The 21,315-nt window shown below is 53.3% G+C and carries 22 protein-coding genes and 1 pseudogene; 9 read left to right on the top strand and 14 right to left on the bottom strand.

The features are described 5' to 3' along the window. Positions 1–22: 22 nt before the first annotated feature. Together ABC502_RS12555 and ABC502_RS12550 are read right to left on the bottom strand one after the other, a co-directional pair. Positions 23–463, bottom strand: a pseudogene (locus tag ABC502_RS12555) (GNAT family N-acetyltransferase); the annotation flags it as partial. Then, on the bottom strand, positions 463–2,073 hold the full coding sequence (locus tag ABC502_RS12550) for a SulP family inorganic anion transporter (RefSeq protein ID WP_345916112.1): 1,611 nt from the start codon (positions 2,071–2,073) through the stop codon (positions 463–465). The gene ABC502_RS12550 and the pseudogene ABC502_RS12555, both read right to left, overlap by 1 nt. Positions 2,074–2,451: 378 nt before the next feature. Between ABC502_RS12550 and ABC502_RS12545 the strand changes: the two genes are divergently transcribed. Next, positions 2,452–2,805: a DUF805 domain-containing protein gene (locus ABC502_RS12545; protein ID WP_330089265.1), complete on the top strand. Its 354-nt coding sequence runs from the start codon at positions 2,452–2,454 to the stop codon at positions 2,803–2,805. Positions 2,806–2,859: 54 nt separating this feature from the next. Here the strand turns inward: ABC502_RS12545 and ABC502_RS12540 are convergent, their stop codons facing one another. Next, positions 2,860–3,378 carry a DUF1569 domain-containing protein gene (locus tag ABC502_RS12540; RefSeq protein ID WP_330089266.1) on the bottom strand — a complete coding sequence of 173 codons (519 nt, stop codon included), beginning with the start codon at positions 3,376–3,378 and terminating at the stop codon, positions 2,860–2,862. Positions 3,379–3,543: 165 nt separating this feature from the next. On the opposite strand from ABC502_RS12540, the gene ABC502_RS12535 reads away from it, so the two are divergent. Both ABC502_RS12535 and ABC502_RS12530 read left to right on the top strand, forming a co-directional pair. Continuing rightward, positions 3,544–4,530 (top strand): hydrolase, encoded by a 987-nt coding sequence (locus ABC502_RS12535; RefSeq protein WP_345916111.1) that lies wholly within the window; start codon positions 3,544–3,546, stop codon positions 4,528–4,530. Further along, the gene (locus ABC502_RS12530) at positions 4,527–4,748 is read left to right on the top strand and encodes a YheU family protein (protein ID WP_330089268.1); all 222 of its coding nucleotides are present in this window, start codon (positions 4,527–4,529) and stop codon (positions 4,746–4,748) included. Before ABC502_RS12535 ends, ABC502_RS12530 begins: the two co-directional genes overlap by 4 nt. Before the next feature lie 34 nt (positions 4,749–4,782). Here ABC502_RS12530 and ABC502_RS12525 read toward each other — a convergent pair whose 3' ends face one another. The 10 genes from ABC502_RS12525 to ABC502_RS12480 form a co-directional block, all read right to left on the bottom strand. Beyond that, positions 4,783–5,154, bottom strand: a complete 372-nt coding sequence (locus ABC502_RS12525) for a DUF6746 family protein (protein ID WP_345916110.1) — start codon at positions 5,152–5,154, stop codon at positions 4,783–4,785. Positions 5,155–5,353: 199 nt separating this feature from the next. Next, positions 5,354–5,671, bottom strand: a complete 318-nt coding sequence (locus ABC502_RS12520) for a hypothetical protein (RefSeq protein WP_330089270.1) — start codon at positions 5,669–5,671, stop codon at positions 5,354–5,356. Beyond that, positions 5,664–6,350, bottom strand: a complete 687-nt coding sequence (locus ABC502_RS12515) for a PspA/IM30 family protein (protein ID WP_345916109.1) — start codon at positions 6,348–6,350, stop codon at positions 5,664–5,666. The genes ABC502_RS12520 and ABC502_RS12515 overlap by 8 nt, the downstream gene beginning before the upstream one ends. A 229-nt stretch (positions 6,351–6,579) precedes the next feature. Continuing rightward, positions 6,580–8,190 (bottom strand): methyl-accepting chemotaxis protein, encoded by a 1,611-nt coding sequence (locus tag ABC502_RS12510; protein WP_330089272.1) that lies wholly within the window; start codon positions 8,188–8,190, stop codon positions 6,580–6,582. A gap of 119 nt (positions 8,191–8,309) precedes the next feature. Beyond that, the gene (locus ABC502_RS12505) at positions 8,310–8,723 is read right to left on the bottom strand and encodes a hypothetical protein (RefSeq protein ID WP_345916108.1); all 414 of its coding nucleotides are present in this window, start codon (positions 8,721–8,723) and stop codon (positions 8,310–8,312) included. 112 nt (positions 8,724–8,835) lie between these two features. Beyond that, positions 8,836–9,447 (bottom strand): rhodanese-like domain-containing protein, encoded by a 612-nt coding sequence (locus ABC502_RS12500; RefSeq protein WP_345916107.1) that lies wholly within the window; start codon positions 9,445–9,447, stop codon positions 8,836–8,838. Further along, a complete protein-coding gene (locus ABC502_RS12495) occupies positions 9,444–11,135 on the bottom strand; it encodes an ATP-binding cassette domain-containing protein (RefSeq protein ID WP_345916106.1) in 1,692 nt (563 codons plus the stop codon). The genes ABC502_RS12500 and ABC502_RS12495 overlap by 4 nt, the downstream gene beginning before the upstream one ends. Then, the gene (gene cydD / locus ABC502_RS12490; RefSeq protein WP_345916105.1) at positions 11,132–12,817 is read right to left on the bottom strand and encodes a thiol reductant ABC exporter subunit CydD; all 1,686 of its coding nucleotides are present in this window, start codon (positions 12,815–12,817) and stop codon (positions 11,132–11,134) included. The genes ABC502_RS12495 and cydD overlap by 4 nt, the downstream gene beginning before the upstream one ends. A gap of 10 nt (positions 12,818–12,827) precedes the next feature. Next, entirely contained in the window at positions 12,828–13,829 is a 1,002-nt protein-coding gene (cydB, locus tag ABC502_RS12485) for a cytochrome d ubiquinol oxidase subunit II (protein ID WP_345916104.1), read from the bottom strand. Next, complete coding sequence (locus ABC502_RS12480; protein ID WP_345916103.1) at positions 13,829–15,226, bottom strand: cytochrome ubiquinol oxidase subunit I; 1,398 nt, start codon at positions 15,224–15,226, stop codon at positions 13,829–13,831. The genes cydB and ABC502_RS12480 overlap by 1 nt, the downstream gene beginning before the upstream one ends. 231 nt (positions 15,227–15,457) lie before the next feature. Between ABC502_RS12480 and ABC502_RS12475 the strand changes: the two genes are divergently transcribed. The 6 genes from ABC502_RS12475 to ABC502_RS12450 all read left to right on the top strand — a co-directional run bounded on the left by ABC502_RS12475 (position 15,458) and on the right by ABC502_RS12450 (position 20,247). Further along, on the top strand, positions 15,458–15,649 hold the full coding sequence (locus tag ABC502_RS12475) for a DUF2892 domain-containing protein (protein ID WP_345916102.1): 192 nt from the start codon (positions 15,458–15,460) through the stop codon (positions 15,647–15,649). Continuing rightward, positions 15,646–15,984 carry a hypothetical protein gene (locus ABC502_RS12470; RefSeq protein WP_345916101.1) on the top strand — a complete coding sequence of 113 codons (339 nt, stop codon included), beginning with the start codon at positions 15,646–15,648 and terminating at the stop codon, positions 15,982–15,984. Before ABC502_RS12475 ends, ABC502_RS12470 begins: the two co-directional genes overlap by 4 nt. Beyond that, positions 15,981–17,297, top strand: coding sequence for an FAD-dependent oxidoreductase (locus tag ABC502_RS12465; RefSeq protein ID WP_345916100.1), 1,317 nt, complete (start codon positions 15,981–15,983; stop codon positions 17,295–17,297). Before ABC502_RS12470 ends, ABC502_RS12465 begins: the two co-directional genes overlap by 4 nt. Positions 17,298–17,308: 11 nt before the next feature. Beyond that, complete coding sequence (locus ABC502_RS12460; RefSeq protein ID WP_330089281.1) at positions 17,309–17,620, top strand: oxidoreductase; 312 nt, start codon at positions 17,309–17,311, stop codon at positions 17,618–17,620. Positions 17,621–17,686: 66 nt separating this feature from the next. Continuing rightward, a complete protein-coding gene (locus tag ABC502_RS12455) occupies positions 17,687–18,901 on the top strand; it encodes an HDOD domain-containing protein (protein ID WP_330089282.1) in 1,215 nt (404 codons plus the stop codon). Between the two features lie 89 nt (positions 18,902–18,990). After that, positions 18,991–20,247: an HD-GYP domain-containing protein gene (locus ABC502_RS12450; protein WP_330089283.1), complete on the top strand. Its 1,257-nt coding sequence runs from the start codon at positions 18,991–18,993 to the stop codon at positions 20,245–20,247. Between the two features lie 27 nt (positions 20,248–20,274). Here ABC502_RS12450 and ABC502_RS12445 read toward each other — a convergent pair whose 3' ends face one another. Next, positions 20,275–21,204, bottom strand: coding sequence for a chemotaxis protein CheV (locus ABC502_RS12445; RefSeq protein WP_330089284.1), 930 nt, complete (start codon positions 21,202–21,204; stop codon positions 20,275–20,277). Positions 21,205–21,315: the final 111 nt, after the last annotated feature.

Here is a 21,315-nt window from a genome sequence, read left to right as displayed (position 1 = left end):
CGGCCACCTGCAGGTTTTTGTGCATAAAGCAGCTGTTCTCATCGTCCTGGTAATCGGCAAAAGGGCCACAGAACACAAAGCCGGCGCTTTGGTACAAAGAACGGGCTGGCTGGAAGAAATCCATCGAGCCGGTTTCCAAATAGAGATCGGTGATGCCGCTGGCCGCAGCTTCGGCCAACACATGCTGCAGCAAAGCCCGGCCAATCCCTTTGCCTCGCACCTTGGGATCGGTACGCATCGATTTTATTTCACCCATGCTGGCACTGTGCTGCTTTAGTGCGACACAACCCAGCAATGCTTCGTTTTCCCAGGCGGTCCAAAAGCGGATAGCCGGCGCTTTCAATTTGCTTAAATCCAGCGCATGCACACTCTCGGGCGGCGAGGTGGCGTACATATCGGCCAGATGGCCCTGCAGCAGCTCGATGACGGCGGCAGATTCGAGCGGGTCCAGCTGAATGGTGATCATGGCTTGCTTATCCTTTTGCCGGTCGTCCGACACCGTTCCAGCACCTGCTCCACCGACATACACAGCGTTTGCTCGGTAAAAACAGCACTTTGCAGTGCCAACAAACGCTGACACAGCGCGTCGTCATCCAGCAGCAACCTGGGCCGCAATTTTTTGTGCTGAAGTTTTTGCAGCATGTCTTCAATGGCAAACACCGCCGTTAGGTCCATGTAATCGACCCCGCGGCAATCCAGCACGATGTCGTGGGTATCCAGTACCTGGTCGACCTTGTCCATCCGATCCAGCATCTCGGCCATTGAGCCAAAAAACAACGGGCCGCTTAAACGCACCAGTCGTACCCCAGGGTGCTTAGGATCATCCGGTACATCCAGCAGTTCGTCGTCTTCCAGATGAATATGCGCCGTTTTGGCCATACGCCAGGTCACCAGGCCCATCGCCAGCACCACGCCAACACCGACGGCGATCACCAGATCCACCAATACCGTCAGGGCAAAGACGCTGAGCATAATGATCACTTCCGGCTTAGGGGTACCGGAAATGCGTTTCAGCAAGCGGTAATCGAGGATATCGAGCCCGACTTTGACCAAAATACCGGCCAACACCGCCAGCGGAATCTGCGCTGCCAAAGGGCCCAGCCCCAGTAATAAGGCCAGCAAAAACAGCGCATGCACCATGCCGCTTAACCGGGTGCGGCCACCGGCATTGACATTGACCACAGTACGCATGGTCGCGCCAGCCCCCGGCAGGCCACCGATAAAGGAGCACAGAATATTGCCAAGCCCCTGCCCTATCAGCTCTTTATTCGGTTTATGCCGAGTACGGGTGATGGAGTCGGCCACCAGCGAAGTGAGCAGGCTATCGATGGTGCCAAGCAGCGCCAAGGTAAGCCCCAAAGTGAAAATCAGGCTCCACTGCGCCAGGCTAAACTGCGGCAGATGAAACTCCGGCAGGCCGGTTGGGATATCACCAATTACCGGCACCTGCCACTTCAGCAGCACCGCGGCCAGGGTACATAAACAAAGCGCCAGTAAAGGCGATGGCAGGTAACGGCTGATGCGCATCGGGGTAAACCAGACAATGGCGAAGGTCATTAGCCCAAGTGCTAAAGCCTGCAGGTTCAGCTCTGCCAGCGTATCCGGTAATTTTGCCAAGGCTTGCAGCGGCGAGGGTGACGGCGCTGCCCCCATTAAGGGCGCCAGTTGCAGCAAAATAATGATCACCCCAATGCCGCTCATAAAGCCGGAAATAACCGGATAAGGTATGTAGCGCACCAGGCCGCCTACTTTGAGCAAACCCAGCGCAATTTGCAGCACCCCACCCACCAGCACCACCGCCAGCGCCATTTGAAAGCTGCCACCTAAAGCCGCAATAGCCGAGGCAAACACCACCGTCATCGGGCCGGTTGGGCCGGAAATCTGTACCCGGGTGCCACCAAACAATGCGGCTACCAAGCCCAGCGCTATAGCACCATAGAGACCGGCGGCAGCACCTGCGCCTGAAGCTACGCCAAAAGCCAGCGCCAAAGGCAAAGCAACGATGCCGGCGGTTAAACCACCAAACAGATCGCCACGTAAGGTTGCGGCAGAATAGGAAGAGTGTATTGCCATGAGCTCGTCTTTTATCGATGTTATCTGTAAATTTTGCCGATAATTGCAGCAAATCCACGCTGAAGTGTCGCTAAGTTACCGGTTAAAGGCCGTTAAAACAAGGCGGATCAGTTGGTTTGAGCCTGCCAGTGCAAGGGTACGCCAGGCCGGGCCATAAGCTCCGGCTGGAAACCTTGCTGCCAGCACAGCCAATCTGGCTATAACAAAACGACATCATCACTGCAGAAGTAAAAATGACGCAGTTTTATATTCTGGCTTGTAAAGCGCTTTCTATTAGCATAAATTCACAGATAGCTTACTTAGCTCTGGTGAGGTAAGATAAGCCTTTAACAAAGCCCTGATAAAGGGTTTGTATATAATAAAGCATGGAGTTATAGGATGAATTATTTTCTTGATGCACTGAAAAGATATGCTGACTTTACCGGCCGCGCCCGCCGTAAAGAGTATTGGATGTTTATTTTGTTTTACCTGATTTTTTACATCGCTGCTATGGTCGTGGATATCGTGCTTGGCACCTTCTTTATCGCCTTAATTTTTGCTCTGGCTATGATTATCCCGAGCATTGCGATTGCAGCACGGCGCCTGCATGATACTGGCCGCAGCGGCTGGTGGCAGCTAATCGCTCTGGTCCCTTTTATTGGCGGCATTATTTTGCTGGTTTTCCTGGTACTGGACAGTACTGAAGATAATCAATACGGGCCAAATCCCAAAGCGATGCCAGTAGCGGCTTAAACGCTTATTTCGTTCCAAGTCAGCGGTGCCTTTCAGGCGCCGTTTTTTATGCGACTACATCAGAACAATTTCACTTAAGTGGTCCTGCAGATGCAACCAGTGAGCATTGTAATACTGTGCCTTGCTTAAGCGGCCATAGGCAAAGTGGGGTGCAAGCGCACCCTGCCAGTGTATAAACTGCTCCAGCTCCATGATCAATTCGGCCTGAGCCACATCCACCGGTACTGCTTGATGCAGCTCTGGTGCCCCCGGCAAGGGTTCATTCAATGGGTGCTGCATCTTACCAACCGCACTAAAAGCTGCCAGGGCCGTTGAACCAACCGTCAGTTGAAACAAGCGAGAGCGCTGCTCAGGGTAGCCCAAACGTGAATAACGGACACTCTGGGCACAGTGCTGAAAAATTTGGCTGACGCTCCAGTCCCCAAGTGACGCCAGATGCTCAGACGGCAATTGCCGTAACTGACTGGTTAATTCCTGCAATGAGGGCCGCCGTAACAAAGCACCGACCTGGGTGCCCGTCCAAAGCACAACAGGTGTGGCAACAACCAAACCTAAAAAGGCTCTGCGTTTCATCGATCATTTACTCTGTTTCGTTGTGTTGCGTTTATCTTAACGTTATTGGCCAGTCAGGTCGAATAGTGGCTGCAACAGGGGTTCCCCAGCCAATACCAACAGATTTTTTAACGAAATAAAGGTACACTGCCCACACCAATGATCAGGTGAACCCCGAGACAGTTTGTGCTAACCACAGTCCCCTTCAAAGCAGCCTGGTGGCTACCTGGCGGTCACTTGCAGACCCTGGCAGCCAAGTACCTGCACCCCAGATACCATGGTGCTCTGATCACAGAATGGCTGCCACTCACCGATGGTGATGAGCTGGAGCTGTGTTGGAGTCAAACCCTGACAGCAGATTATCAGGGCCCGCTGGTGGTACTGCTGCATGGCCTGGCAGGAAGCAAACATAGTCATTATGTGCAAGGCATGTTTGCGGCTTTTGCCCATCTGGACTGGCCGGTGGTACTGATGCATTTTCGCGGCTGTGGCAGCAGGCCTAATCAGTTACCGCGAGCTTATCATTCTGGCGACACCGAGGATTTGCGTTACTTACTGGCACAAATACAACAGCGCCATCCTGGTGCCAGGCTGCTGGCAGCCGGCTTTTCATTAGGCGGCAATGTCCTGATGAAGTACTGTGGTGAGCAGCAACAGCAAAACCCGCTACGCGCGGCCGTCGCAGTCTGTGCCCCACTGGCACTCGCCAGCAGCGCTAAACGAATCAATCAAGGCTTTAGCAAGCTGTATCAACGCTATTTACTGCGCCAGCTGAAGCAAAGCGCCTTACACAAGCTACAGCACTTTGCTGACTTCCCTATTCCACTTACCCATCAAGCCGTAAAACGTATGCGCAGCATTGAAGCTTTCGACGATGGCTTTACCGCTCCACTGCATGGCTTTTTAAATGCCGCCGATTACTATCAGCGGGCCAGTGGCCGGCAGTTTTTACCTGCCATTCAAGTGCCAAGCCTGATTATTCATGCGGCGAACGATCCTTTCTTAGCCGCAGACGTAGTACCCAGTCAAGATGAGCTGTCTGACCTGGTGCTGCATGAGCAGTGGCCATCGGGAGGACATGTTGGGTTTGTCGCCGGGCGCAACCCTTTCAAACCATTGTTTTGGTTAAACGAGCGAATCCCGCTATTTTTTCAAGAGGTACTGCAACGGTGATTATTCCCTGGCAACAGCTGGAAGCAGCAACACTGAACAATCTGATTGAATACTACGTACTGCGTGAAGGCACCGATTATGGTGAACAGGAAATATCATTAGCGGAAAAAGTAACCCAGGTGCGGGCCCAACTGCAGGCCGGTGAGGTCGTGCTGGTATTTTCGGAGCTGCATGAGACGGTCAACTTAATGTCAAAGCAGCAGTTCAACGAACAGTAAGGGTAGCTGACTACCCCTACTGCATTGAGTACCGTTAAGGCACCAACTTACGTGCCGTGTCCAGATATACCTGACCACGAGCTTTGACCTTAGCACCATCACTGTGCTCTGATGCCACATGCACTTCTTCCAACACCTCGGCCAGCTCAGCCAGTTCGGCCTGCATTTTTTCCAAGGCATTCTCCAGCGTGTAGGTCAATTGATGCACTTCATGCAATTGATGCGGAGTCAGGCTGTCCAATGCCACCAGCTCGGCCAGCTTGGCGTTGTAGGCAGAAAAGTTTTGCACGGCTTCAGTCAGCGTATTGGCTGGCAAGCCTTCAAAATGGTCTGGCCGGTCGGAGTGGGCCAAAACCGCCGTAGACAAGCTAAGTAGTGCGGTGCACACAAATATTTTGAGTCGCATTCTCAATCCTCATTGCTATCGATTCAGTTGGTTGAGGTCGCTGACGTTGTCTTGCAGGTGAGCGCTGTTTGCCACTCATCGAAATACAGTCACTCTGTCGGTGCTGTTGGCAGACAGTATAAACCCAAGTGGCCTTAAGATCATCAAGGCGACTAAAAAGAAACAGACCAGCCGCATTGCTGGTCTGTGTTGACAAGGTTCAGGCCAGGCTGCGTGATGAACGACTACTCACCAGCCACACCAGGGCCAGCAACAGCAGCAGGGGCCAAAGCACACTAAAGCCTACCACCAACAGCACAGCACCAGCCAGCACTACACCAAGCAATATGCTTTTCAGCAGTACAGCCCCCAACACATAGGCCAATCCCGCCAGGCAGAGTACCACTATGGCCGACACCAGTACATCGACCAGCAAAACCACGCCACCTACCAGAATCGTCCCCACAAAAGCCAATAACGCCGGCCCAAGCCAAACAATCGCTACCAGCAATGCAAAAACAATCAATACATTACGCATGGCTTGCCTCCTTATGCGGCTGTTTTTGTTTCAATGTCAGCAGCGCCTGCTCAATGGCCTCTTGCTGTTCCAGGCTCTGAAATTGTTGTTTTAACGACGTGCTGCTGGCCGAACGCCCGAGATCCATCGCTTCTAACTGCGCTTCCAAGCCATCGATTTTTTGCTCGTAACGCTCGAACTTGTGCAGCGCTTCGTTCACTTTGTGCTGATGCTGCTTACTATGCACCTGCAACCGTACCTCGGTGCAATCTGCCCGGCGTTGTGTTTGGTAATAACGCTGCCGCGCTTCATTCAACTTGTTTTGTAAACGGCTGATATCGCTTTCAATATCGGCCAGCAGCGACTGACTTTGCGCTTCTTCCTGCTGCACGCTGCTGCGTTTTGTTTCAGCAGCCAACCGCTCGGCCAGCGCAGCCCGGGCTAAATCTTCTTTATCGTGTGCTAATGCCCGCTCGGCTTTTTGCTGCCAATCCGTCACCGCTGCATCCAACTGCTGCAGCTGGCGTTGCAACTGTTTGCGGGCCGCGATGTGTTCCGCCGCCAGGGTACGCAACTCGGCCAGGGAATCTTCCATTTGCTGTACCAGCAAACGCAGCATTTTTTCCGGCTGCTCGGCTTTATCCAGCAGGGCGTGCAGATTGGCATGGATGATATCGGTAAAACGGTTCAGTGCATTCATGGGATTTTCCTTTTTCTACCTGGAGTAAGTGATGTCCCAATAGCGTTTTCAAGAGCCGTGCCACATCTGCCGAAAACTAATTTTTCATTTTAAATCAATAACATTAAAGCCAGAAAACTCATCTTTGGACCTGCCTTGCCACGAAGAGAAAAATAGGAGGTTGGTGAATTTCACCAATTAGTGCGGATTTTATGCAGGTGCCAATCCGCGTTGGCACCTGCAGGCAGAGTTAAATTTTAAAACGCTTGCCATAAGCCAGCAGGTCTTGTGCCATCCGCTCCAGCTCGGTGGAAGTGGCATCCGCTTGCTGCGAACGGGTTTTGGTTTGAACCGTCAGGCTATTAACCTTGAGCAGATTTTGATCCATCTCCTGCACCACAGTACTCTGCTGCTCGGTGGCACTGGCGATTTGCAATGTCATATCGGTGATAGAGCTGACAGAGCTCATAATGTCGGTCAGTGCACTGCCAGCCTGATCGGCCAGAGCGACACCGCCTTTGGCTTTCTCAACGCCGGTTTGCATGGTGGCCACCGCGGCACCGGAGCTTTGCTGCAGGCGGTCAATCAAGGTTTTAATTTCGGTTGTCGATTGCTGCGTTCTGGCAGCTAAGGTCCGTACTTCATCGGCCACCACCGCAAAGCCCCTACCCTGCTCGCCGGCGCGGGCTGCCTCGATAGCCGCATTCAATGCCAGTAAGTTGGTTTGCTCGGCAATCGCCTGAATCGTATCCAGGATCCCGCCGATGTTGGTGCTTTCCTGCTGCACCGTTGTAATGGTCCCTGACGCCTGCTCCACCTCAGCGGCGATGTCGCTGATGGCAGTAATCACACGCCGGACAATGGTTTGCCCTTGTTCAGCATGTTGCTCTGAATCGTGCGTCGCTGTCGAGGTATTCTGTGCGTGCTTGGCGACCTCGGCAATGGTCGCCGCCATTTCATTCATGGCGGTTGCCAACTGATCGATTTCAGCGGCCTGGCGTTGCAAATCCTGATCGGTTTCGCTGGTAATCACCGCCACATGCGCCGCATGCTCGGCCACTTTGTTGGCATTGCCGATTAAACCTGCCATCAAATCATGCAGTTGCTGTTGCATCTCATTAAATGCCAGCGCAGCCATCCCCACTTCATCGTTACTGGCAACCTGCAAAGGCTCACCGGTTAAATCACCAGCAGCAATTTGCTGGGCACGGTTCTTCAGCGTTTTCATCGGCTCAGAAATCAAGCGACGTAACAGGAAAATTAAGGCAATGGCAATCACAATCGTAAGTGCCATAGCAGTCCAGACCAAGCCCATGGAACGACGGTCGGAGCGCTCCGCTTTGGCAATAATGGCATCACGCTCGGCCTGAAAGAGCTGAGCAACCTCATTCAGATAACTGCGCATATCGCTTAAATGTTGCAGGGTTTGCTGCTGATAAATGCGAATTTGTTCTTGTGGGCTGGCTGCTACGATGGCTTTGGCAGTGGCATGCAGCTCACGATGAGGCCGGTCCATCGCATCCAGGGCACGTTTTAGTTCAGGACTTGCCGTGTGATAAGCTTCCGATGCGCGAAAAGCATCGTACCAGCGGCCAAAGTTGCACTGGGTGGGCTCGAGCTGCCCACGAAAAGGTTGTTGCAGCAGCATGCTGCTGGCCAGCTCATTGGCCCAGTTCAGGTGATCAATTTCCCGTTGCATTTGCAAGATGGACAGCTCACGCTTTTCTGCTGCAGCACTGCGGGCAGCATTCATGGTGTTTTGTGCCAGCTGCACGACCACCGCGACCACCACCATCAGAACCGCCAGCAAGCTAAAACTCAGGGTTAATTTTTTTCCAACCGAGAACGCCTTTGTTGCCATGCCCACCTCGTACATTCATCTTCACTTAAAAAGATAGCTTACCCTATAGAACAGGGCTTTGCTTTGTGCTTGCGCAAAAAAACGGCCCGAAGACCGTTGTCCTGAGCCCGGCCAGGCCGTTAAAAGCTAAAAACTTTTACCGCCGGATTCAGCATCTTTTCGGCAATCCGCGGCGGCTGCGCTGGCGTTACGCCATCGAGCAGCGCGTCGGCAGTGGCCGGCTTGTTTGGCAAGTAGAGCGCGCACACCTCGACACTGGCGCCACCAGACATTAATTGCTGCAGCAACTGAGCTGGAGTGACGTCTCTTGGCTTTAACGTCGGGCTTTCATGGTCTTTTAATGCCAAGTCTCCGGCCCCATCACACAGCAGTACCGAGACATTGGCACCTTGCTGTTGCATCTGGCCGGCCAGTACCATCGCCATGCCCTGGGTTTGCAAGGACGAGCTGGTCAGGTAGACAAAGACATCGTTATCGGCGTGAGCGGCTGTGCTGACAACAGCGGCACAAGCCAGGGTTTGCCATAGTTTCATCGGTGGTTCTCCTTCGTGGTTTTCATCGTAATTTGCATTGTAATTTTCACAGCGGCTTTCGTAGTGGTTTGCAAGCAGTGGTTTGCAATCGGATGCGCTGTATCGTTGTCATTTAATGCTGTGCCGTTTCGGATGTTGGGGCTGTCCAGGCGACATCCGCTGGCACCCGGTAGCTCCAGGGCAAGCCGGAATTGCGCCAGCCATCCAAAGCGCGTACGCCTTTGGATGGCCCATCTTCTAAGGTATTGCCTTCAAAGCCATCGGTCACCGACCAGACATTGTGGAAACCATAACCTGCCAGCCGGTCCACCGCCGGCGCACTGCGGGTCGCACCGCTGCGGCAGATGAGGATAATGGCATCGTCTTTTTGCACACCGAGTGCTTGCAAGCGGCTCAGTAACTGCTGATCAAACTGCGGGTTCGGCTGCATCGGCCAGGTTTGCTGATCCGCATTCAGCCGACTGGTATCGGTTAGCAACCAGGGCACATGAATTTTGGTTGGGGTGGCAAAACCGGTAAACTTTATTTCCACCGGATCGCGTACATCCACCAGCACCGCCTTCGGGTCTTGCTCCAGCATCGCATAGGCTTCTTTGGCCGTCACATAGAGCCCAAGACTGCTTTGGCTGGGATCCTTGCTGCTCGCAACAGGGTTGCCAATGGCTGCGAAAACCGCACCACTTACTAAGCAAGCCAGCATGGCAAGGCTTTGAAAGAACTTCATGATATCGTCTCCTGCGTGGTTGTATCCAAATTTAAAGAAAGCTCTGGCCAGCCATCAGCCAAAAAATCTGGCCGGTGATGAAGCAGCAATAACACCAGGCGGCCTTGCATCCAGGGCTGGATGGCTTGCCAGATCCGTGCTGCCTGCGCCTGATCCAGGCCATAGAAAGGTTCATCCAGAATCACCAGTCGAGGTGAGCGAAGCAGCCAGCGCGCCAGGTTAATGCGCCGGGCCTGGCCGCCCGACACTTGCTGGCCACTATCGCCCAACCAGGTGTCCAGTTGCTTCGGCAGCGATTGTGCCCACTGCTCCAACTCGACCTGGGTCAGCACTTGCCACAATCGCTGTTCGGTCACATCGGTCAGGCCCACCATCAGATTGGTACGAAGTGTATCGGCCAGCATGCCACTTTGCTGGCTTAACAGCGCCACCTGCTGGTGAAGCCCCGCTTGTTGCCATGCCGAGCGCCCCCTGCCATTCCAGCGAAGCTCTGCAGCCCCGGGCAAGGTGTCACGAACCAATAGCTCTGCCAGGCTGCTTTTGCCGGTGCCGGATGCACCACTGACCAACAACACCGGTCGCTCTGTCGATAGGTGAAGGGCTAATGGCCGCTGCAAGCTTGCCGCAACACGACCATACCGATGCAGTTGCAACTGCACGGTGTTCAGCGCTTCGTCGCCCGTTGCTGCCGCAGGCTCCGGCTGGGTAGCCAGCGGATACAACCGCTTGGCCGCAAACCAGCTACGACCGGCACTGGCCAGTTGCCCGGGTAAAGGTTGCAGCAGCTCACCAAGCGCCAGCACGGGCAACACCAGCATCACCGCCACCGGCCCTGAGAACCAGCCATGCTGGTAACCAGCAACCGCCAGCAGCGCCACAAAGAGCACCAGACCACCGTGCAGTAATTGCAGCAGCAACTGACTAAGCGCCTGCTGCTGGCTAACACGATGTTGTTTTCCATCGATCAGCGCAAGCAACCGCACAACAGCCTGCTGCTCTGCCTGCAATTGCCCGGCTACCCGCAGCTCGTCCAGTCCTTCCAGCTGTGTAATCACCTGCTGCCGGCTCTCATTAAGCAGAGCGCTGAGTTGATAATTTAAAGCCACACTTTGCCGGATAAACAGGGCCAGGATCAGCAACAGCAGCGGCAAGCCAACCAGCAAGAACCCCAGCGCCAGTGCTACCGACCAAACGGCAAAAAAACCACCCAGCAGCAGCCAAACCAGCAGCAAACTGGCCGGTGGCAGTAACAAGCGCAGCAAAACGGTATCCAGTTGTTCCAGATCCGTGGTCAGGCGATTCAGCCAGTCGGCATCTTGCGCCTGCTGCAGCGCGCTATCAGGCAAACGTGCCAGCCCCTGAAATAACTGAACCCGTACTCTCGCCAGTTGCTCCAGTACCAGCTGATGACTGAATACCCTTTCTGCGTAGCGGCTAATCGTACGACCCAGCGCAAAAAAACGAATGCCACTTCCTGGCATGTACAGCTCCAGAAAAGCACTGCCGCCGGCCAGCAGGATGGCCCCCACCACGGCCGTGGCGGTAATAAACCAGCCAGATAAACCCAATAAGGCCAGGCCAAACAGTGCGGTCAGCAAGGTCAAAGCAGCAGCCAGCAGCAAGCGTCCCCGGTGTTGCCACACCAGCAATTGCAGCCAATACTGCAGCATGGTGCGATCATTGCTCATACCAGCGCCTCACTGAGCCCAGTGCCTGCATCTGTGGCAGCAAAAAACCAGTAGTGATCAGCCAGTTGTTGCATGGCCGGATCATGGCTGGCAATCAGCAACCATTGGCAGCTTTTGCGCTGCGCCAACACTGCCATCACCAGCGCTTTACTCTGCTGATCCAACCTGGCAGTGGGCTCATCCAACAGCAGCACTGAAGCTGGAGCCAGCAAAGCACGAGCTAGCATCAGCCGCTGCAGCTGACCACCTGAAAGCGCCGTGTCGGCTGGGTTCAGTGGCGTCGCCAGCCCATTCGTTTGCTCGGCCAACAGCGGGGCTAGCCCCAACTGCTCCAACACGCTCATCATGTCGGATTCACTGGCATCCGGCGCATAGAGCCGCAGATTGTCAGCCCAGCTGCCAGGCTTTATCCAGGGTTGCTGTGGCAGATACACCATGCGGTCGTGTTTATTCGGCCAATGAAAAGCCCCTGCTTTGGCAGGGATTAAGCCAGCGAGTGTTTTTAGTGCGGTGGTTTTACCGCTACCGGAAGGGCCACTCAACAGCAGGCAATGATGCTCAGGCACCGTCAGTGTCACCGGCGGCGGCCTGAGCGCTTGTGTCGGATAGGCGCTGACCAGCTCAGTCAGTTGCAGAGCACGGCTGTCGGATGGCTGCGGTTCAGACCTATCAGGCTCAGTCGCTTTGGCTAGCCAGGGCGCCAGCTGCATCGCAGCGGCAAGGGCTGCGGCTTTGTCATGATAGGTCTGCGCAAACTGACGAATGGGCTGAAAGTACTCTGGTGCCAGCAACAGGATGGTTAACCCACTGAATAAACTGATGCTGGCAGCAGGTCCCCAGTCAATGGCCCCGAACAGCACAAAGCCAATGTAGATAGCCACCGAGGCAACCGCGACACTGGCGAAGAACTCCAGCACAGCAGAGGATAAGAAGGCAACCTTTAAGGTCGCCATCAGCAGATCGCGGTAGCGGCCGCTTTGGCGGGCAATCTGCTGACTGCTCTCTGCGATAGCGCCCAGCTGGCGCAATAACCGCAACTGCTTCACTCGATTTAAAAAGTGTCCGGCCAGTCGCTGACGCTCCAACTGGTGGCGTCGGTTAATTTGTTCCGCGCCGAGTCCAACCAACACCATAAACAGTGGGATCAAGGGAGCTGCCAGCAACAAAATCAGCGCCATCAGCCAGTTCAACCAGGCTATCAGAGCCAGCATCAGCAAAGGCGATAACAGCGCCAGATACTGCTGTGACCAGTAGCGGGCAACATAGCCATCCATCGTCTCAATGTTATCGCCCCACTGACTGGCCCAATCGGCAGCTGACAGCTCACCCAGGCGCCAGGCTGGCCCCTCCCACCACAACTGCAGCAATTGCAGTCGCAGCGATTGGCGCACCGCAATGCTGGCCCGGCTGGCGCAATACTCCTGCCCCCAGGCTGCGCCAGCACGCACTACCAGCGCCAGCAAAAACAGCAACACACTGGGATAGGCCATACTCCACTGCCAACGCTCTGCAGGCAAAATAACCTCCCCCAGCAACCAGGCCAGAGCCAGCCACTGACCGATCAAGCCCAGGGTCGATAACAGTCCCAACAGCACAGCGCCGGTCAGCAATGGCCGTTGCTGCTTAATCACAGCGTGCAACAAAGCCTTCCCGGCCTGCACATCTGCCGCATCGCCCCGCAAGCCTTGCACCTTAGTGGTAACCCGTTGCTTTCACTTTGCCGCGAAATACCCAGTAGGTCCAGGCGGTATAGGCCAGTACAATCGGGATAACAAACAAGAAGCCCAGCAACAGGAAGAGTTGCGACTCATAGGCAGAAGCGGCATCCCACAAGGTGTAGTCCGGTGGCACCATGTAAGGCCATTTACTGGCCAGCAAGCCCAGGTAAGTAAAGAGGAACAAGCCCATAGTGGCAACAAAAGGCAAGCCTTCCTGCTGCTTTTGGACCGAGCGGTAGATAGCCCAGGCACAGTACAGCGCCAGCACAGGCAGCAACCAGATGGCGCTAAAACCACTAAACCAGCGCTCCATCACCTTGGGATCGACAAAGGGGGTATAGACACTGATGACGGCAAAGACCACCAGCACCGCTACCAATAAACGCGGTGTTAGTTTATAGGCCCATTGCTGTACTTCGCCTTCAGATTTCATAATCAGCCAGGTCGCGCCCAGTAAGGCATAGCCTGCCACCAGCCCAAGGCCGGTAATGACGGTAAAAGGAGTTAACCAGTCAAAAGCCCCGCCCACATAGCGGAAGTTTTCCGTGGCAAACCCCTGGATATAAGCCCCCACAACGGCACCCTGTGCAAATGCTGCCACCGTAGAGCCGCCGGCAAAGGCCCAGTTCCACAGGTACTTGGAGGTTTTGGCTTTAAAACGAAATTCGAAAGCCACGCCGCGGAAAATCAAGCCAGCCAGCAGCAGGAACACCCCGATATAAAGCGCCGGCAAAAACACCGAGTACACCAAAGGGAATGCTGCCAGCAGGCCAGCTCCGCCCAGCACCAGCCAGGTTTCATTGCCATCCCACACCGGTGCTACCGAGTTCATCATCACATCGCGGTAATGCTCATCCGGCGCAAAGGGAAACAAGATGCCCTGCCCCAGATCGAATCCATCCATCAGCACATACATCATCACCCCAAAAGCAATGATCACCGCCCAAATTAAAGTCAAATCAAAAGGCTGGTCCATTAGTTTTCTCCTTCCAGACTGGCGTGAGCAGCTGAGAATGGCCGCTTGGCGCGCTCCACCTCTTCTTGTTCATGCGGCCGATTGGCCTTTTCCAGGCCACCACGGAATACTTTCAGCAAGTAATACACCCCGGCACTGAACACCAGGCTGTACACCACCACATAGCCAATCAGGGTAAAGAGTGCCATACCGCCGGTAAGTGAAGGGGTCAGACCTTCGGCGTGGGTCATTTGCTCGTAAATCAACCAGGGCGCCCGACCGGCTTCTGTCACAACCCAACCGGCCAGCACCGCAATAAAGGGGGAAAGGCTCATCCAGCGCAGGCTTTGCAAAAACCAGCGGCTTTGATGGTAGCGCTGCCGGTAACGCAGCACCCAACCGGCCAGGCCAAAAAACACCATCAGTAAGCCCATCGCCACCATAATCCGGAACGACCAGAACACCAAAAACACCGGCGGCTGCATCTCTGGCGCGACTTCATTCAGGCCGGGTACCTCCCCCTGCCAATCGTGCGTCAGAATAAAGCTCGCCATATTCGGAATGCCAATAGCAAAGTGATTGGTTTGCGCGGCCTGATCCGGGATGGCAAAGAGCAGCAAAGGCACACCGGTATCGGTTTGCCAGTTGCCTTCCATCGCAGCCACCTTCATCGGTTGGTGCTCCAGGGTGTTCAAACCATGAAAATCGCCAACCACCACCTGCATCGGTGCCAGAATTAACAGCATCCACAGCGCAATGGATAAGGCTTTGCGGTTGCTCTCAAACTCCCGCTTTTGCAGGATAAACCAGGCGCTCACGCCGGCTACCACCAGGGCGGCGGTTAAAAAGGAAGCCAGCGCCATATGGAGGAAACGGTACCCGAAGGATGGGGTAAACAGCGCCTGAGACCAGGACACCACATGGTACATGCCATCACGCAGCTCCAGACCTCCGGGTGTTTGCATCAGGGAGTTGGCCGATAAAATCCAGAAGGAAGAAATAAAGGTGCCAAGTGCCACCATAATGGCTGCGAACAGGTGCACCCCTTGCGGTACTTTATCCCGCCCGAACAACAAAACCCCTAAAAAGGCGGCCTCGAGGAAAAAGGCGGTGACCACTTCGTAGCTCAGTACCGGCCCGAGGAAGTTGGCAGTGGCGTACGAGAAGTTACTCCAGTTGGTGCCAAACTGGAACGACATCACAATGCCGGATACCACCCCCATGCCAAACACCACCGCAAACACCTGGATCCAAAACTTCGACAAGCGCTGCCACACTGGCTGGCCGGTTTTGAACGACAACGCCTCCAGCACAGCAATAAAGCTGGCCAGACCTATGGTAAAGACGGGAAAAATCGCATGAAAGCACACCACAAACGCGAACTGGATACGCGATAGCAGCAGAGGATCTAACTCCATAACCGTTCTCCTGATCTGGGCTCACTCCAGCCGGAGCTTGCTCAAATTTGTCTAGCAAAAATACAACTCTGGACTAAAGTTATAGCATACACCAACTATATTAATTTTTTCTTATTGAAGCGTGCGACATAGTGTCGCAGATCAAAAAAAGTGCGATTTCACACTGGTGAAATCATCCATTCCAAGGTATTTTTAATTTAAGAGACTTCTTAACTACAAGGTGATACTGCGATGAAAACCAATGTAGGTGGGCTGGATAAAACACTGCGGATGATAGTGGGCATTGTGCTGATTGTTTTGGCCGCAACAGGCATGGTCGGTGTCTGGGGCTGGATTGGTGTTGTGCCATTATTGACGGGTTTATTCAAAACCTGTCCGGTATACAGCTTGCTCGGCATCTCAACCTGCAAGTCCAAAGCATGACCAATCAGACTCTGCAGCTATTTGATTCTTTGGTGTTACTGGCTGTGCGCTACGCCATGGCGGACACAGGGAGCGCCAGCTTGGCTCTGGTACAACAAGCCATGGCGTATCTGCAACCCCCCGGCGCAGAGCCAGCCGAGATCAGCACCGCTCTGCAGCGTTTGCAAGACGCAAACTTAATCACGGCTTGTGATCAGCAGTATCGGTTCAACGAACTGGCCGAGCGTTTTTGGCAACAAAGTGGCGCTGATAAAGTCTGCGGTGTACGAGTGCAGTGGCAACGTTTGCACCAGCAATTGCAGGGGTTTGAACTTGGATCCCAGGAGGCTTTATGAGTACATCACCAACCCAGCCACTGCGGCGCAAGTTGCTGCTTGGACTGGCCGCCGGAGCGACCGCGGCTTCGCCAGTCGCCTTGCTGGCTAAACCCCTGCAAAGCCAGGCCCATATTGTCATCCTTGGTGCGGGCGCAGCCGGCATCGCTATGGCGAACCGTTTGCGCCGCAGCATCACCGGTGCCCGTATTACGCTGGTCGGTGCCAGGGCCCAGCACCATTATCAACCAGGCTACACCATGATAGCCTCTGGTTTATGGCAGCCGGAGCGGGTGCTCTCCAGCACCGGCCAATGGCTTGGCAACGGCATCGATTGGCTGACGCAGGATGTGACCGCTATCGATGCCCGTCAGCAGCGGGTCGAGCTCAGTAACCAGCAGCAACTGACTTATGATCTCTTGGTGGTGGCCACCGGCTGTCAGCTCAATTATCACGAAATTGAAGGCTTTGATGTCAGCATGATTGGTCAGCATGGCATTGGCAGCGTCTATGCCAGCCCTGCAGCTGCCCAGGCAACCAGTGCGCAAATCGATGCCTTAGTCAGCAAAGGCGAAGGCCGGGCTTTGTTTACTTTAAGCAATACCCCGCTCAAGTGCGCCGGTGCACCCTTGAAGATGACCTTTACTACCCTGTCGCGGCTGGAGAAAACCGGCCAGCGAGAGCGCTTTCAGGTTGATTTTTTCAGCCCCTACCCAAACCGGGTGTTTGCGGTGCCCACCTACAACGACTTTGTGCTTAGACGCTGGCAGGAGCAAAAGGTCGGATTCTTTGATCAGCGTGTCCTGACTGGTTTGGACGCGCCAAACCGCACAGCCTTTTTTACCCATAGTGATGGTTCACAGAGCCGTGAGTTGTATGATTTTATTCATCTGGTGCCTCCGATGAGTGCACCGGATGTGGTTCGGGCATCGGATTTGGTATGGCGCGAGGGACCTTTTGCCAACGATTGGCTGGAAGTGGATCAATACAGCCTGCAACATCGTCGCTATCCGAATGTCTTTGGGGTTGGCGATGTGATTGGCACACCTTTTGGCAAAACTGCCGCAAGTGTCAAAATGCAGGCCCCGGTGGCCGAGCACAACATCCTGGCTTTTTTGAGTGGCCAGCCACTGACCGCCCGTTACAATGGGTATACCTCCTGCCCACTGATCACCAGCATTGGCCGCGCTATCTTGTCGGAGTTTGGCTACGAAGGAAAACTGCTGCCATCCTTTGGTTTTATCAGCCCCACAGAAGAGTCCTGGCTGGTGTGGATGATGAAAGAACAAATGCTGCAACCGGCCTACAATGCCATGCTGCATGGCAAAGTCTGAGGAGTAAACGAATGAGCCTGGATGGTATTCTGATAATCCTGTGGTACGCCGCTAAACCCTGGCTTTGGCTGATAGCACTGCTGCTGATAGCACTAGTGGCTAGCCTCTGGTTTGGTCGCAACCCAAAAGGAAAACCTCATGCACTGCTCTGGCCGGTTGTGATTGCTGTAGGCATTCTGGCCATGCTGCTGGCCCCAACCCTAACCCAATCGCAACTTAGTTATGTCGCCACCTGGCCTGATCGACTGATGCTGCTGGCAATGGGTGTCGGCTCTATGCTGTTTTGCTGGTTATTGCTGAAAAGTTGGTTCAGATCGGGCTAGCCTGGCTTGTCCTTCCATTCACAGAGACTACACTGAAACAAGCACAATGCAGTAAGGAGTCTGTCCTTGTACGCTTACATCGCCCGCCAACCAATTTACGATACCCAAAAGCAACTTTATGGCTATGAATTATTGTTTCGTGACGGTGAGGCCAATTGTTTTCCTGACATCGACAGCGATCAAGCCACATCCCGTGTATTAACCGAGCATCATTTACTGGTGGGAGTCGAACAAATTGCTGCCGGCAAGCTGGCTTTTATCAATTTCTCGGCCGAGACACTGATTCATCATTTCCCAACATCCATTGCTCCGGCTACCACGGTGATAGAAATTCTGGAAACGGTGCCAATTAGCAGTGAGTTGCTGCAAGCTTGTAAAACCTTACACGGTCTCGGCTATGCGCTGGCTTTGGATGATCATGACTTTGATCCAAAGTGGGATATTTTTTTTCCTTACATTCGCTACCTGAAAATCGATGTGCAGCAATTTAACCTGCTGCAAATCAGTAAATTTATGCAACGCATCAAGCACCATCCCATCATACTGCTGGCTGAGCGGGTAGAAACAGCAGAGCAATTTGAAAAATTAAAACTGATGGGCTTTACTTTATTTCAGGGCTACTTATTTGCCCGCCCGGAAATGATGAAACACCGGCAGTTGAACAGCAACCAAATAAATTTGCTGCAACTGATTGCGGAGGCCAGTGCCGCACACTGCGATTTCAACCGGTTGAGCCAGGTGATTGAACGTGATGTCGCTTTGTCTTACAAACTGCTGCGATTCATCAATAACTCAGCCTATGCCAAAGAACAGAAAATCGACTCTTTAAAGCTTGCTATGGTGTATATGGGAGAAACAGAGTTGAAAAAGTTTATCGCGTTGCTGGCACTGGCGAACCTTGGTACGGGTGAAAATGATGAGCGTATTGTTCAGTCTCTGGTACGGGCTCGCTTTTGCGATGAACTGGCCAAACACAATAACCAGAGCAAAGACCCGCTCAGTGCTTTCTTAACCGGGCTATTTTCAAAGGTAGATGATTTGCTCGAAATGCCAATGGCCCAGGTATTGACCCAGCTACCATTACAGCAAGGCATCCAAAATGCACTGCTGAAGCGCGAAGGTGAGAGCGGGCATTTACTGCGTTTGATAGAAGCCTACGAGCGCGCAGACTGGCAGTTGGCAGATAGTCTGTACCGACCGCTTAAAGGCAGACACTCCCTTGCAAGTCTTTATCACGATGCCGTGCTCTGGACCAAAAATTTATTGCACCATCCAGGTTAACAACGCATACCAACTGCGGCCACATGGCTACTGGTTGCTGTTGTATAGCGCGGTAGTATTCACCAGAAAAATAATACGAGTAACCACTTGTGCCAGATAAAATAAAACCCAGTCAATTGCGTCTTGGACTCGCCATCAAACTGCCACTGAGTTGGATGAAGCACCCTTTTATGTCGAGTAAAATGGTGCTGGAAAATAGCCATCAAATCCGCATTATCCAGTCCCTTAAACTGGATTTCGTCTACGTCTATCCAGAAAAAAGCCTGCCGGCACCGCAGGAAACGGTGGAAACATCGAACGACGAAGTACTCAGGCAGATTGACGAAGCTGCTGAGTATCGAGCCACGCTGCAACAACAAAAAACGGCCCGTATCGAAGCTTCCAAGGTACGACGGCGGAATATTCAAAAAACCGAAAAAGCCTTTAGTCATTCTTTTAATCAGTTACACAGCTTGATGAAAAAGTTAAGCAGCCAACCAGTGACGGCTATCGAAGAGGCCACCCAACTGACGACACAGATGGCCGAGCTTATCGCCCGGCCTGATGCGCTATCTTTGCATATGATAGCCACAGCCCAGAAAGATCAGGAGAACCTGTATTACCACGCACTGAATGTTTCCACGCTATCAATGATGCTGGCCAAAAACCTTGCGCTAAGCGAGCAGCAGATCCAATGGGTGGGCTTTGGCGCTTTGTTTCATGATATTGGTAAATTACGCCTGCCAAGCCAGATCGTGCGTAAAAAAACGCCGCTGACCGCACCCGAACAAAACCTGCTGAACATGCATACCCAGTACGGCGCAGAGCTGGCTGAAAAATTGCCGGAGTTTCCACCAGAAGCCATCCCTATCTTACTGCAGCATCATGAGTTGGCCGATGGCAGTGGTTATCCAAAAGGATTGCAAGCCGCAGACATTGACCCACTTGCGAGAATTGTCTTGGTTGTGAACACCTTCGATAACCTGTGTCACCCTGGCCCTGGCCAGGCCACCCGTTCGCCGCACACCGCCCTGTCGTACATGTACCGAAATATGCGCCAACAATTGCCGGACACCGAGCTGAAGGTCTTGATCAAGCAAATGGGCGTGTACCCGCCAGGCACTCTGGTGCAATTAAGCGATGATCGTATCGGCATGGTGATCACGGTAAACAGTGATGCTTTGTTGCAACCGGATATTATGGTGTATGAGCCGGATATTCCTCGGCTGGAAGCCCCCATTCTAACCTTAGCTGAGGATGGACTGGTCATTGGAAAAGTACTTAAACCTCAACAACTGCCGACCGAAGTACTGGATTACCTGAATCCTTGTGCTCAAATCAGCTACCATGTGCAAGGCAAAAAATAGGGGCGCCTATTTTGCGCCCCTGCACTATTAAGTGTCAGCTTTCATCCAGTGCTCGACTGCCGCTGCCAGCTCATCCGGGTGAAACTTGGCAATAAACTGATCGGCACCGACTTTTTTCACCATGGCCTCATTAAAAACACCACTTAGTGACGAATGCAATACTACATGCATTCTGGCCAGATCAGGATCAGCTTTGACCTGAGCCGTCAGGGTGTAACCATCCATTTCTGGCATTTCAATGTCAGAAATTAGCAGCGGCACCTTCTTGGAGATATCGCCCCCTAATTCTTCGGCTTTTTTCTTAAGCCACTGCAAGGCTTGCTTACCATCGTTGACCAGCTCAATGTTCACCCCAATCGAGGTGAGCGCACGTTTCACCTGGCCACGCGCTACCGCCGAGTCATCTGCTACCAGCACAATCATATCGGCCAGATTCATCTGTGCCGCTTCTTTTTTCAGGCTCTCGCTAACTTCTTCATCTGGCGGGGATATTTCAGCAAATACTTTCTCAACATCTAATACCTGCACCAGGCGATCATCCACTTTGGTCACAGCTGTGAGGTAATGATTAGCCCCAGAGCCTTTAGGTGGAGGACTGATTTGTTCCCAGTTGATGTTGACAATGCGATCAACACCACCTACCAGGAACCCCTGGGTGGTTCTATTGTATTCAGTGACCAGAATAAAGGCTTTCTTCAAGTCCTGAATCCCTTTGCCCCCGGTAGCCTGACTGAGATCAATGACAGTAATAGCTTCACCGCGCAAGTGGGCTATGCCACGCACATGAGGCGAGGATCCAGGCATTTCTGTCAATTCAGGGCACTGCAACACTTCTCGAACTTTAAAAACGTTGATGCCATAAGGCTGTGGACCATTCAAGCGAAAAATCAATAGTTCCAGGCGATTATGACCAACCAGATTGGTTCTCTGATCGACCGATGCCATAAATTTACTCATAGAGGCTCCAAAATACGATGGGCATGCAACCAGTATAACCGAACATTTGATGGTTATCCTGTTTCAGATCTTGCTTAAGTGTAGCAGTGATTGAAGTATCTACGCGGAATT

It is taken from the genome of Alkalimonas sp. NCh-2 (assembly GCF_039631345.1).
In the GTDB taxonomy this organism is placed as follows: domain Bacteria; phylum Pseudomonadota; class Gammaproteobacteria; order Enterobacterales; family Alteromonadaceae; genus Alkalimonas; species Alkalimonas mucilaginosa.
Note: the sequence above shows the minus strand (reverse complement) of the source record. Positions and strands in the feature narration are given on the sequence as shown.